Below are 13,572 nucleotides of genomic sequence, written 5' to 3' on the forward strand. Positions count from 1 at the left end.
CCTACATACGGCAACAGCCCTTGCCATATATTAACCAGCTATATGGATAAATTCTACATAGTTACGAGCTCTCGTAAAAGTGAGATAATCATGAGAATTGATCGTCTACTCGACCGCCGATACTATATCGGGCGGTTCTTTTTTTCGTTAGCCAACCCTTTTCTATTAGATATTATTACATGTCCCAAATTCAATAAGTCTCTGTCGAAAGGCTTCTAAGGATTTTCCTGAAGAAAAGTAAATTTTTACATGATCGCTGGTTAAAAACGTTAAACTTAACTTGGCTTCAGCGTCTACCATCAAGATCTCCTTTTTCACTTGGCTTTCCCAGATTCGCATATCCTCATCTTTAAAATGCCCCTCTTTGACAATCGAGTAATGCAATAAAAGCCCTCCTCTCATGATTATCATTTTACGAAATATATTCATGAAAGTTTTTCTTTTATTTTCATGACGAAAAAGTTACGCCCTAATAAAAAGCTGTATCCGGCAAATATGATCTGGACAGGATAACCTCTGAGAGGAGGTGAGTCCATGTCTCAAATCAAGTGTAGAGTCGAAGAATGCCATTACAACAAGAGCGAGATTTGTCAAGCTTCTACCATTGAGGTCCGCTCCCGTGTAAAAGACCACATGACCAGCGTCTCTGACGATACCGCTTGCGAAACCTTTGTTCCGAAAAAACACTAAGATCCATAGGGCTAATAGGCTCTTTTATGAAGAAAAAGAGACCAGTGAAGTCTTATCGCTTCGACTGGTCTTTTCTCATTTTATAGGGTAAGGTTACGCTTTTGTCGCCGCAGCTTCCTTTTTCCCTTTACTCCAGGGAAGGCGCCACTGCCGGTTGCCCAATCGTTCTTTCCAGTTGTACAAATAGATGAAGATGATCGGGATGATCACCAAGGTGAAGAAGGTCGAACTGAGCAGACCGCCGATGAGGACCCAGGCCATACCTACCCGGTTCTCGGCGCCTTCGGCCACCGCTAAGGCTGTCGGCAGCATACCGATGACCATCGTCAGCGTGGTCATAATGATGGGGCGTAGCCTTGTCTTCGCCGCTTCGATGACCGCTTCCTGAGGAGGTAATCCACGAGTGACTAACGTGAGTGAGTAATCGAGCAGCAAGGTACCGTTTTTAGCGACCAAGCCGTCCATCATGATGATACCCATCATTGAGAAGAGGTTGAGGCTGTTTTTCGTCAGCGCTAGGGCGACCAAGGCACCGACAAAGCCTAATGGCAGAGAGAACATCCGAATGAAAGGCGTGAGGAACGATTCATACAAGACAACGAGCACCATATAGACCAAGATGAGCGATAATCCCAAGGCACTGATCATCTGGCTAAAGGTATCGTTCATGCTCTGTGCCGAACCGGCAAAACGAACCGTATAGGCAGGATCGAAGTTTTGCGCCTTGATTTTACCTTGTACCTCACTGACAAAGTCTTGTAAGGGGCGATCCGTTAAATTGCAGCTGATCGTAATGCTGCGCTGTTTATCGACGCGACGGATCGTCAGAGGGCCTGTGCCTTCTTTGAATTCTACCAGATTCCCGAGAGGGATATTCTGGCTCCCCACAGTGACGGGGACGTTTTTGAGTTTCTGAATATCCATTTTGTCGCCGTCTTTAAATCGGACATTGATGTCGATATCGTCACCCTTTTCGGTATAGGTGCCTGCCGTGCTGCCGCTGATACCGGTCTGCAAAGCTCTGGAAATATCGCTGATCGACGCACCGTAATATTTGACGCGTTCCCGGTTGATCACAGTCTCAATTTCCGGTTGACCTACCCGCCAACTGCTGTTGACGTCTTTCGAGCCCGCCGTTTCTTTCAGGATCGCCATGACCGCATCGGAAATCTGCATCAGTTTGTCATTATCGGAGCCTAAAATTTCGATGGATACGTTTCCGCCGCCGCCACCGGGCCCGCGCCCTCCGCCAGGCATACCAGCGATGGAAGAGCTCGTCTCATTGACTCGTGCTACACCAGGGGCGTAATTTTTCCGGCTCCACTGGCGCACTTCATCGCCGATTTGCCAGACTGTCCGCTTTCGTTCTTTTTTATTCTGCAGCATCACCTGGACGGAACCAGAGTTTGCGCTGAAGCGGGATTGGACCATGGTCGCTTCTGGAATCGTTCGCAGATAAGCTTCGGCTTTCGCGATCGCCTTATCGGTTTCCTCAAAGGGGGTGCCGATAGGTAATTCTATCGATACGGTAAAACTGCCTTCGTCGTTGTTTGGTAAGAATTCTGCACCCACTAATTTCAGAGGGATGAGGCTGATTGAGGCTAGAAAAATGACCAGGGCGCCGGCCAAAACTTTTTTCTTGTTTCGTAAGGACCAATCCAGGATTTTTTCGTAACGCCCCTTAAAGGCCAAGCCGAACCGATCGACTCGCTGCCAGAACGGGTGATGGCTCTCCTGGTATCCCCGCTTGAAGAGTCTCGACGATAGCATCGGTGTAAGGGTAAAGGAGACAAAGAGGGAAAAAAGCGTGGCAAAAACGATAGTCAGTCCGAACTGACGGAAGAATTGGCCCACCATCCCTTGCATGAAGGCGATAGGCAGAAAGACGACGACGTCGCAAAGGGTGATGGCGATAGCGGCCATGCCGATCTCCATCCGCCCTTCCCGGGCCGCTGTTTCAGCATCTTTCCCCATCGTCAAGTGCCGGTGGATGTTTTCCAAAACCACGATGGAGTCGTCCACCAGAATACCGATACAGAGGGCCATCCCCATTAAGGACATCATGTTGAAGGAGAAATTGGCCATGTACATGACAAAAATGGTGGCGATGAGCGATGTGGGGATAGCGAGTAAGACCGTCCCCATGGACCTCCACTCTTTCAAGAAGAAGAGGAGCGCTACAGAGGTGGTCAAGATCCCTTCGAAGATACTCATCTGCGTATTGTTTAAGGCTTTATGGACATAGTCGGAGGCATCATTCGCGATAAAGATGTTGACGCCCGGTAAATCCTTACGGATTTTTTCCAGTTCTACTTTTAATGCATCACCGACATCGGCCACACTGGCATCACTTTGCTTTTGAATCTCAATACCGACAGACTCATCACCGTTCAAGCGGGTCATGTTCTTAACTTCTTTGACCTGCTCTTTTACGATCGCGACGGTCTTGAGCGGAATGATGGCACCGTCTGCCGTAGCGATACCTAGATTTTCGATCTCGTTCACGCTGTGGTATTCACCGAGGATGCGCAAATCATAATCTTTATCTCGATAGAGTTTCCCGGCGGGGCTGTTGGCGTTTTCAGACTTGATCTTATTGACGACGGAGTTGAGCGATACGTTATAGCTGTAGAGTTTTTGCGGATCGATCTCGACAGCAATCTCCTTCTGTCGCCCACCGAAGATGCTTACATCGGCCACCCCATTGACCCGCTGCAACCGGTCGCGGATCACGTCATCAGCCAAGTGATAGGTTTCGACCTTAGACATCCCTTCGCTGGTGACACCAAGGCTCATAATGGGCTGGGCGTTGATATCTCTTTTGACGACGATGGGGTCGTCAGCACCGTCGGGGAGACGGCCTTTGACGGAGTCCACTTTTTTGGTCACATCGAGGGCCGCTTGATCGGCATTGGCTGTCATGTCAAACTCTAAGACGATGAAGCCGTTCCCCTGGTTGGCTGTGGAGGAGATTTTTTTCAGTTTGGACACGGAAGATACGGCATCTTCTAAAGGCTCCAGGACCTGCTTCTCCACTTCTTCGGCTCCGGCACCCGCGTAGGACACTTGGACCGTCACGTAGGGGGTATTCATGGCCGGTAGCAGTTCAACACCGATTCGGTTGAAACTGTAAATGCCGAGAACCACGAAAAAGAGCACGATCATGGTGATGCCGGCCGGACGCTTAATTGAAAAATCGGTTATATTCATTCTCTTCCCGCCTACTGCTGTTGTTGAGGCTTACCGGCGCCTTGACCATCGGAAGAACCTTGCTTACCTTGGCCGGCAGCGTTCCCATCGCCCGAGGCGTTTGAATCACCCTGTCCGCTGCGGTTCCCTTGCGCCCCTTGTCCTCCCCCAGCGCCTCCTTTATTGCGGCCGGAGGGATTCCCTTGCGCAGCGGGATCTCCATTTGCAGCTTTATCGGCCTCCGCGTTTCCACCTTTGTCTCCGCGAATCGGCATGCCATCACGCATGGTTTGCAGGCCGGAGGTGATTACCAGTTCGCCTTCCTTCACACCGTCGAGCACTTCCGTTTTCTTTTCTACTGTAATTCCGACGGTGACTTTTCTTTCGACAGCCTTTCCGCCTTCAGCGACATAGACCACTTTTTGTCCGCCCCGTTCCACGACAGCATCGGTTGGAACGACCAGGGTGTTTTCTCGCTTCTGCGTTTGGAAATGGGCTTCGGCGAACATTCCTTCTTTGAGTTGCCCATCTGGGTTATCAATGGCGATCCATATGGGATAGGTTTTCGTCTTGGCATCTGCAGCAGGGCTGATACGGACGACTTTTCCCTTAAATGGCTGGCCAGACACCGCCGCGACCATCACATCTACATCCATACCTTTTTGTATATATTTTAGGTCGTCTTCGTTGACGCTGCCGTTAACTTCTACTGTATGTAGATCGATGACTACAAAAGGGGCAGTGCTGGTGGATACGAATTCACCGATATCGGTGTTCTTCGCGGAAATGACACCGGAGATGGGGGTAATGACACGCGTGTTTTCTAAATCGACTTCGTTCTGCCGGATCGCTGCCTGGTTTTGCTCCACAGCGGCCTGAGCCGAAGCTACAGATGCCACATTCATGTCATAATCTTTTTGCACGGAATCGTAGTTTGTTTGAGCCGTCTCTAAATCGGTCAATGGGGTCGCACCAGAATCATAGAGCGTTTTTTTCCGGTCTAAGTTCCGCTTGGCATCGTTAATCTGAATCTGGTTCTTATCCAATTGAAGTTTGGCCCGATCCAAGTTGGCTTGGCTCGCTGCCAGGGACGCACGGGCCGAGTCCAACTTGGCTAGAATATCGTTGTTTTCCAGTTGTAACAGCAGTGTGCCTGCGGCTACCGCTTGGCCTACTTCACCATTTATATAGGCCACCTTGCCGGAGGACTTGGGAACCACATTGATCTCCTGTGTCGGAGCAATTTTTCCGCTTACGACGAGGGGAACAGAAAGTGCCTCTCGGGTTACGGGAGCTGTACTTACCGCTGATACTTGCGCTTCTGCGCTTTTGGTGGTGCTGTCTGTTTTTCCACAGGCCGTTGTTGTGGCTAGAACCGATAAGGCCAGTACGAGAACTGCCGCTTTTGTCCGCAAATGTCTCCACCTCACATAATGTCCTAGCATGATTATACGGCAAAGTTGTTAAGGAATTTATAAGATTGTTGGCAAAAAGCAAAAAAGAAAAGGTCTTGGTTCATCAAGACCTTTTTGTAATCTATAAACCATTGAAAAAGTTTTTACGAAAGAGCTTTGTCGTCTCCTGTGAGCCTATCGACTATTGAACCGGTTGGGCTTGCTGGGTTTTCGTACCTTTTTTTGTACCGGGCTTATGGTTGATCATCCCGTCTATCCGTTTTTCCAGGCCTTGCTTCACTTGGTCAGCCTTTTCTTGCGTCATTTTCCCTTGTTGTACGAGGGAATCGATATCTTGTTTGGCCGCTTCAATCAGTTTTGCTTTGAGGTCTTCCGGTGCAATTCCTTTGCTTTGAGCAATTTCAGCCAGGCTTTTGCCGGCTTTCATCTCGTCCCTCAGTTCATTCGGCTGCATGTTTAGGATTTCAGTCACTTTTTGAAGATGATTGCCAAGCATGCCACGCTTTCCGTCAGCTTTGGAAGGATCGGCTTTTCTTTCCACGGCGGCGATGAGCCGGTCTTTCAGGTTCGCTTTCATCTGGACTGCTTTATCGCTCGTCAGTTTTCCATCCTTGACCGCTTGATCGATACGGGTCTCGGCGTCAGCTACCATCTTAGCGATCAGATCGTCTTTGGAGATGCCTTTGGCCTGAGCGATGTCTAGAATCGTTTTCCCGCTCTGGAGTTCCGTTTTTAAAGCACTTTGTTCCATGCCGAGAATAGCGGCGAGCCCTTCAAAGTGTTTTCCCATAGGGCTACCTTTAAAATCACCTTTGCCCGGTTCAAACTTTTTCTCGACCATAGCGGTGATCCGGTCTTTCAAGTTTTCTTTCATCTGTGCCGCTTTATCGCTGCTCAGTTTCCCGTCGGTGACAGCTTTATCGATCTGGGCCTGGGCAGCGGAGACCAATTTTGTGATCAGATCGTCTTTAGAGACACCTTTTTCTTGAGCGATCTCTAGAATCGTTTTGCCGCTCTGGAGCTCCCTTTTCAGGGCATCTTTATCCATGCTGAAAATGGCGGCTAAATCTTCGAGATGTTTTTCATAGGGACCTCCTAGAAAAGCTCCATGACCGCGACCTTCGAATTTACCCTTTTCCCCTTTAAAGCCGAAGTGATGGGAGAAAGAAAATCCTTGTCCGTTACCGCTGGTGGTCGTATCTGTCGCCGCGTAGGCCACGATACCACCGCAAAAGAGGGCACCGATCAAACCGACCGAAACCATGCCTTTTGTCCATTTTTTACTCATCATGAACACCTCTGACTTCTTCGTTTTCTAAGGACATATCCTTAGCATCTTTAGGATACCCTGTCCGTTTCAAGCTCGTTTCTGGCAGATGTTAAGATTTCTTCAAGATCGTTCATCACGATTAACCGACTCTGGCGGCTTTTGGGGGAGGAAAAAGGCAAAACAACTTCCCTTTTCCCTACGGTTTACTGCGACGATCCGGCCTCCGTGAGCCAACACATATTCCCGGGCGATGGCTAAGCCCAAACCGCTTCCTCCCGTTTCTCGCCCCCTCGATGGGTCGCAACGGAAAAAGCGTTCGAACACATGGGGCAGATGTTCCGGTGCAATCCCCGGTCCCTCGTCGGCCACGTAAACAACGATCCCCTCCGTTTCCGTGGGTATATTTTTTGAGCTAAGGGAAGAAGTTTTTCTCATTGTCACTGTTTCCGGGAGTTGGTAATTCTGCGCAAGCTCTACTTCTGCTTCCCCGTTCAAATGCATGTTGATGAAGGATATGACCGAGTCGCCGTCAGTTTCTTCCGGTAACGAAGCTTTTAGCAAGCCAATATGGACCGTCCCGCCTTGGGGTGAATAGTTCAAAGCATTGCCCACGATGTTGACGATGATTTGCGTCAGTCGATCTGGATCTACCGTGATGAAAATAGTTTCCTCAGTACAGTTCATTTTCAATTGAATATGGCGAAGTTCTGATTCAATTGAGAAAATCTCGACAACCCGCTGTAATAAGGCTTTCACATCCGTTGGAAGCAGCCGCAAGGGCAGTTTTCCCGCCTCGGCCAACGTGAGCTGGCGAAGTTCGTCGACGAGGCGGTTTAACCGGATCACTTCATCGTGGATAGGTAATACGGTCTCCACCGCTGCCGGCAAAACGCCTTGTTGGATCGATTCCAACTGACCTTGGATCACCGTAAGCGGAGTCCGTAGCTCATGAGCCACATCAGCCACCAGGTTGGTTCGAACTTGTTCCCCTCGTTGCAGCGCTTCGCTCATCTCATTAAAGGCCTTGGTCACGGTACCCACTTCATCTTGAGAAGATACGGGCAGGCGTAAATCAAAGCGTCGTTTTTTTATCTCCTGGGCAGCCAAAGCCAGTTGTAATAAGGGCTTCGTCAATCGTCTGGCCAGCAGGTAGGTGACGACGATCGCAGTTATCGAACTGATCAAGATGGAAACCAGAAAAGTATCTACCAGCGATGAGGACACTCTAGCCCGGATGCCTTCGATGCCGGTGGGGTTACGATAAGGCATCCAAAGCCCGCCGACCTCTCTCTCTTCGACGACGATAGGCGTAATCGTCCCCTTCTCTTGTAGGTCGATATCCTGCCAGTGTTCCTCCGTGCCGCGAGGCCATGCCGCGATAGGCACACGATGCTCGTCGAGAAGCACCATAGTGATCCGCATAAAGCGCCGATCCCGCTGCGGGTGTTGAGACATCAGCGGGAGCATGTATTGATCGACACCGCGCCAGCTTTCACCGTTATTCAGGTAGTACTCCGCCAGTGAATTTTGGATTTGATCGGCCATTTGTTTTTGCACCATATTTTCATAGCGGTCAAAGATGGTGTTGGTCGCTATCATGGAGAGGGTCAGGTAGACACCCGATAAGGTGAGGATAATCAGGAATGAACCTAATAACAATTTTGTCCGCAACCGCATCTCATCACCACCTATAACCGCTCGGAAAACTTATAGCCAACGCCAAAGACGGTGAGGATGTACCGGGGCTCTCCCGGCGTATCGCCGACTTTCTTGCGCAGATTGCTCACATGCGTGTCGATGGACCGCTCATAGTTTACATAAGCTTCCCCCATGACGATCCGCATCAGTTGCAGTCGGCTGTAGACGACGCCGGGACGTTGAGCCAAGGTCTGCAGGATCTTGAACTCGGTGGCTGTCAGGTTGAGAGGAATATCTTTCAAAAAGGCTTCAAATTTTTCATTATCAATGGTTAAATCTCCGCGCCGGAGAATTCGAGCCTCCTGTGTCTCCGCTGTTTGCGACCCTTCGGTGCCCATGTCGTATCTACGCAGTACTGAACGGATGCGAGCGACCAGTTCGCGCAGCCCAAAAGGCTTCGTCACATAGTCGTCGGCACCCATTTCCAAGCCGAGCACTTTATCGCTTTCGTCGACACGGGCCGTCAGCATGATGATCGGAATCTTTGAGTGGGCTCGGATCTCCTTGCAAAGGTCTAGGCCGCTCTTTCCCGGAAGCATCCAATCCAGCAGGACCAGATGAGGCGAATTCTCATTGACCTTTTTCAGGGCGCTTAGCCCGTCCGTAGCTTGCAGAACAATATAGCCCTCTACCTCCAAGAAGGTCGTCACCATGTCGAGGATTTTCTGCTCGTCGTCGACAACGAGGATGGTTATCGCCATCAGTATCACTCCATATCGCTACATTGCGACCGATTTCTTTCGATACCCTATATTCTACAGAATAAACTTTAAGATTTTTATAAGATTAGCACGAAAGGTTGTGATATGGCTCACGTAATTATATAAGTGATTTAGTTATAATTAGAATATCCCATAAGCCGATGTCTTTAGTCTCATACTATACGAAAAATCTATAAAGAAAGCAGGAGAAGAACGATGAGCGCATTCCTTGGACCTATCCATTACTGGCTCTATCAAAAAATCCGCAAAGTGGTCGAGCGAGAGCAACTGATCTACGAAAAAGCTTCACGCCTTTGCGGGGATGCTGCAATGAATCTCCGCACCCAGCTGTGGGAACGGTATGGTGAACCTCTCCCGGATGCAGACTTGTCCCAGTTGATTGAAGGAGAAAACATTCACGGCTGGCTTCAATCGCAGATCACCGTGGCCGAGACGAGAGAGGCCGCATTGATTCAGGGTCTGATCGATTTTTGCGGGGACGGTGGCCGTGACGTCGTCGAACAAGTTTTTGCCGAACATGGCGCCGAATGTGGCCGTCACGCCCGGGAGCAAGGAGCAAGTGCGGATGGTGCCTCCGATATCTATAAGGTTCTCAATAACTACCTGCTCAACGGCATGCCTTGCGATCAGGCCGATATGATCACCGTTGACACCTCGGAAAAGGTGGTTTGGGAGTCGGCTCTTTGTCTTCAGGAAGCCAACTGGCACCGTGCCGGCGTCGATGCTCCGACGATGAAGCAATTATATCAGCGCTGGATCAGCGGATTTGTCCAAGCCCTTAACCCTGACTTTGCCTACCGACAGACGGGTGATACCACGCAGGGGGATCCTGTGAACCAGCATGAGATTATCCGGAAATAAAATTTTGGGAAATAAAAAGAAACGGCGAAGATCGCTAATCGATCTTCGCCGTTTTTGTCGCCGGATCCCAGGTGACCGTAAGGTTAAGCGCTTCTGCAAAAGGACGCACCGGCACGTATACTCGATCTTCGATATTTCGTCCTACTAGCGCCCGCTGCTCCACAAGAGCCAGCGGCGCATCGGCTCTTCCTAAGCCCGACAGGGTGGAATCGAGCTTAACCACATTTGCGTTACCGTCCCAGGTCACTGACCGGTTAAGGGCATCGGCCATCTCCCGGATCGAGGCCCAGAGAGTGTCTCCGATCAGTTCCACATTCTCGATCTTTTTGCCTGCCACGATCAACGTCGGTTGTACCGGATTCGGCCCCGGCGCAGGCAGCGGCGGAATGGATTCCCCTAAAAAGTCCGCCACACCGGCAGCGAGCGACCAGGCGGCTTCACGCTGCCACTCCGGATCGTTCAGCAGTTCTTCTTCCGAGGGGTTAGAGATAAAGGCCAACTCGACGAGTGATGCCGGCATCACCGTATTACGCAGTACATAAAAATTAGCTTCCTTGACTCCGCGGTTTACCAGCTCCAAGGTAGCGATCATCTTTTTCTGTAAGGCTTCCGCCAGTTTCTCTCCCTGGCCGCCAAACTGCCAACAATAGCTTTCTGTTCCCTTGGCCCTCGCATCATCGGCGGAATTGCAATGAACCGATACGAAGTAATTGGCACCGCTATTGTTGGCGATCTGCACCCGATTTTGCAGATCAAGATTTACGGAATAGCTTTCGCCGCAAAAATCCACATCTTCCGTGCGGGTAAATACCGAATCGGCAACGGGTTGCAAAAACTCCGCAGCCTGTAGTGCGACAGCTAATGTGATATTCTTCTCTTCGGTTCCGTTTGGACCTACCGCACCTGGGTCGCGTCCGCCATGACCAGCGTCCCAACAGATTATTTTCCGCATCACTCTTCTACTCCTCACGATCATCCCTTGGAGAACAGATGGTGCGGAATCTATTGTCTTCTTGCAAAAAAGGAAAAGTATGTGTTCTGCTCTCCCTTTAAGTTACGATTCTTGTCATATTTTTGTTCCGGCACCAGTCCCTGTGGAAAACTTGCCCCTTTGTCATTTTTCCGCCTTTTCGGAAGGGAGAAAGCGCATTACTTCCAGCAGCAATTGCTGACGGCTGACCGGTTTTCGCAAAAATCCTGCACAACCAGCTTGCCGTACATTCGCCTCTTCTTCCTCCAGCACAGACGCTGTGAGGACAATGACTGGAATGGTCGCTAAATCGTCATCGCTCTTCATGATCTGCAAGACCCCGTAACCGTCCAACACCGGCATTTTCATATCCAATATAACTAGGTCTGGCCGTACTTTTTCCGCCATATCGAGCGTTTCTCTTCCATTCGTCGCCTCCAGGCAAGTGAGTCCGTGAGGTTCGAGAAATTCCTTGACCAGAGCGCGGTTTGCCTCTTCGTCGTCCGCCACCAATATCGTACTATCAGGGAATCGCACATGAGCCTGCAAAACATTCTGAGACACTTTTTCTCGTCCCAGGACTCGCACCGCTTCGATATTGGGCAGTCGAACGGTGAAGGTGCTTCCTTTTCCAGCCTCGCTTTGGAGGGTAATTTGACCATCCATCATTTCCACGAGACGACGGGTAATCGTTAAGCCTAAACCGGTCCCACCGTACCGGTTAGCATCCTGCCCTTTTTGCTGGACAAACGCTTCAAATATGGCCTGTTGCTGTTCTGCCGCAATACCGATACCGGAATCTTGAACGGTGATTATCAAATTTAACTTCTCCGTAGCATCAGTCCCTAGGCTCTGTTCTTCCTCTAGCGAATTAGCGAGTTTTTCGATCATCGAACGTACAGCGACCTTGATAAAGCCGCGGTATGTAAACTTTACGGCGTTCCCGATCAGGTTAAACAGTATCTGCCGCAAGCGAACTTCATCGATATTCACCTGTCGGGGAAGTTCCGGGGCCATGTCCAAGATAAACTGCAACCCTTTTCCCTCGACTTGGCTGGCAAAGCCTCGTTGCATCTCTTCAAAAATGGCCGCTAAGTTAGCCGGGCGTAATTGAATTTCCAACTTCCCTGCTTCGATTTTCGATAGATCCAAAATGTCGTTAATGATCCGTAGCAGGGTCTCGCCGTTTGTCGAAATGTACTCCAAGTACCGCCGTCCCTGTTCGTCCTGAACATGTTCGCCCAGGATTTCTGAGAACCCAAGAATTGCGTTCATCGGCGTCCGGATCTCATGGCTCATATTGGCCAAAAACTCAGACTTCGCCCTTGCAGCCAGTTCTTTTTTCTCATTCGCTTCGATGAGTTCGAGATTTTTTTCTTCCAGTTCCCGCGTTCGCTCGGCAACCTTTTGCTCCAAGTGACCAAACAATTCCGCCTGCTGCTGGGCCATGCTGGTCAAGGATTTACCCAGCGTACCCACTTCATCCTCCCGTTCGAAGTCGACTTGATAATCCCAATTTCCTTGGGCATACTCTCCTGCTGCCCTATTCAACCTCCGAATCGGTTCAATCACCCAGTGAGATGTCCAAACACCGACAGCGATGGCCACCATCATTGCCACCCCAATGAGGCCTAAGGTCTGCAGCGTATTTTTTTCGACAAGGCCCATGAAATCTTTTTCGGGAACGACCACAACGATCAGCCAATGGAGCCCATATTCTTCAAAGGGCGACACCTGTACGTACTGCCGTTCACCCTTCACGAAAAAGTCTAGCTGTTCCTGGACAGGGATGTTTCTCCAATCACCATAATGGTTCTCCAGAAAGCGTGACGCCTCTCGGATCAGGGGAGTTTCCGATTCTGACGCCCGGATGCGCTCCATTTTGCCGTCGATGAGGCGATAGGCTTTGTCCAATGTCGATGCAGCGACAAGATTTCCTGACCGCTCCACAATATAGGTCTTGCCTGTCTTCCCTATCTGTAAGCCTTGTAAGAACTGATTGAGTCCCGTCAGTATGTAATCGACACCGAGCACCCCGAACAACCGACCGGAAGCGTCGTAAACAGGCCGTACCGCCGTAATCGCTAAGTCCTGAAAAACAAAATGGCGGTAAATGTCGCTCCATGCCGGTTGGCCTAGCTTTTCACCAGTGATGTACCAAGGTCGTTTTCGGGGATCAAAATTCCGGAATACTTCCTTTAGCTCCCCCGCTTCCCCGTTAGGGGTAACAGAAAAATAATTCGAGTTGTTTCCAGTGGCATCACTGGCCAAAACAAGTTGGATTTCCCCAGAGGCGCTCCGGCGTGCGCCCATGAACTCTCCTTGAGGGGTACCGATAAAGTTCATGGCTATATCGGGAAAAGTCTGTTGCTGTTTAAAGAAATACCGTTCCCGCTCCGGTTTATTGTGAATATCTAACAGGCCTGTTTCAAGGGCATTCGCATTTAACCGGTTGACAACCATGGGAATCTCCATATGGCTTTTCAAGTGTTCAAAAATCCGATTGCTTGTCTCTGTACGCAGTCGGGTCGTCACATCATATACAGCCAGTTCACTGTTTTTGATGGACAACCAACTGACGAGACCGGCGGCAATAAGCAGTTGCAAGATAAAGGGAATGATGAGTATCGTTCGTAACGGGACTTTGCGAAGCATATGCATGTTTCTTATCCCCCTTTGTAGCGCCAACTGCCTCCATTATTTCCTTGTTCCCAGTCGATTTTCATGAATGACTAATATATCTCCAGCTACACTTCA

General features: G+C 49.9%; 10 protein-coding genes. 2 read left to right on the top strand and 8 right to left on the bottom strand.

Going from position 1 to position 13,572, the window contains the following annotated elements; translation table 11 throughout:
- Positions 1 to 165: 165 nt before the first annotated feature.
- Positions 166 to 384, bottom strand: a complete 219-nt coding sequence (locus tag GJ688_RS09595; RefSeq protein ID WP_155476329.1) for a hypothetical protein — start codon at positions 382 to 384, stop codon at positions 166 to 168.
- Between the two features lie 150 nt (positions 385 to 534).
- Between GJ688_RS09595 and GJ688_RS09600 the strand changes: the two genes are divergently transcribed.
- Positions 535 to 690 carry a DUF1540 domain-containing protein gene (locus GJ688_RS09600; protein WP_155476330.1) on the top strand — a complete coding sequence of 52 codons (156 nt, stop codon included), beginning with the start codon at positions 535 to 537 and terminating at the stop codon, positions 688 to 690.
- A 93-nt stretch (positions 691 to 783) separates the two neighbouring features.
- On the opposite strand, the gene GJ688_RS09605 is transcribed toward GJ688_RS09600, so the two are convergent.
- The 5 genes from GJ688_RS09605 to GJ688_RS09625 form a co-directional block, all read right to left on the bottom strand.
- Positions 784 to 3,900 carry an efflux RND transporter permease subunit gene (locus tag GJ688_RS09605; RefSeq protein ID WP_155476331.1) on the bottom strand — a complete coding sequence of 1,039 codons (3,117 nt, stop codon included), beginning with the start codon at positions 3,898 to 3,900 and terminating at the stop codon, positions 784 to 786.
- A gap of 11 nt (positions 3,901 to 3,911) precedes the next feature.
- On the bottom strand, positions 3,912 to 5,294 hold the full coding sequence (locus tag GJ688_RS09610) for an efflux RND transporter periplasmic adaptor subunit (protein WP_170291840.1): 1,383 nt from the start codon (positions 5,292 to 5,294) through the stop codon (positions 3,912 to 3,914).
- 181 nt (positions 5,295 to 5,475) lie between these two features.
- Complete coding sequence (locus GJ688_RS09615; RefSeq protein ID WP_155476333.1) at positions 5,476 to 6,582, bottom strand: hypothetical protein; 1,107 nt, start codon at positions 6,580 to 6,582, stop codon at positions 5,476 to 5,478.
- Positions 6,583 to 6,684: 102 nt separating this feature from the next.
- Positions 6,685 to 8,241 (bottom strand): sensor histidine kinase, encoded by a 1,557-nt coding sequence (locus GJ688_RS09620; RefSeq protein ID WP_155476334.1) that lies wholly within the window; start codon positions 8,239 to 8,241, stop codon positions 6,685 to 6,687.
- 11 nt (positions 8,242 to 8,252) lie between these two features.
- Positions 8,253 to 8,963, bottom strand: a complete 711-nt coding sequence (locus GJ688_RS09625) for a response regulator transcription factor (RefSeq protein ID WP_155476335.1) — start codon at positions 8,961 to 8,963, stop codon at positions 8,253 to 8,255.
- 216 nt (positions 8,964 to 9,179) lie between these two features.
- Here GJ688_RS09625 and GJ688_RS09630 point away from each other — a divergent pair, with 216 nt between their 5' ends.
- Positions 9,180 to 9,845 carry a hypothetical protein gene (locus GJ688_RS09630; RefSeq protein ID WP_155476336.1) on the top strand — a complete coding sequence of 222 codons (666 nt, stop codon included), beginning with the start codon at positions 9,180 to 9,182 and terminating at the stop codon, positions 9,843 to 9,845.
- Positions 9,846 to 9,879: 34 nt separating this feature from the next.
- Here the strand turns inward: GJ688_RS09630 and GJ688_RS09635 are convergent, their stop codons facing one another.
- The gene (locus tag GJ688_RS09635; protein WP_170291841.1) at positions 9,880 to 10,797 is read right to left on the bottom strand and encodes an N-acetylmuramoyl-L-alanine amidase; all 918 of its coding nucleotides are present in this window, start codon (positions 10,795 to 10,797) and stop codon (positions 9,880 to 9,882) included.
- Positions 10,798 to 10,959: 162 nt separating this feature from the next.
- On the bottom strand, positions 10,960 to 13,476 hold the full coding sequence (locus tag GJ688_RS09640; protein ID WP_155476337.1) for a hybrid sensor histidine kinase/response regulator: 2,517 nt from the start codon (positions 13,474 to 13,476) through the stop codon (positions 10,960 to 10,962).
- Positions 13,477 to 13,572 lie beyond the last annotated feature (96 nt).

Source organism: Heliobacterium mobile (assembly GCF_009720735.1).
Lineage (GTDB): Bacteria > Bacillota > Desulfitobacteriia > Heliobacteriales > Heliobacteriaceae > Heliobacterium > Heliobacterium mobile.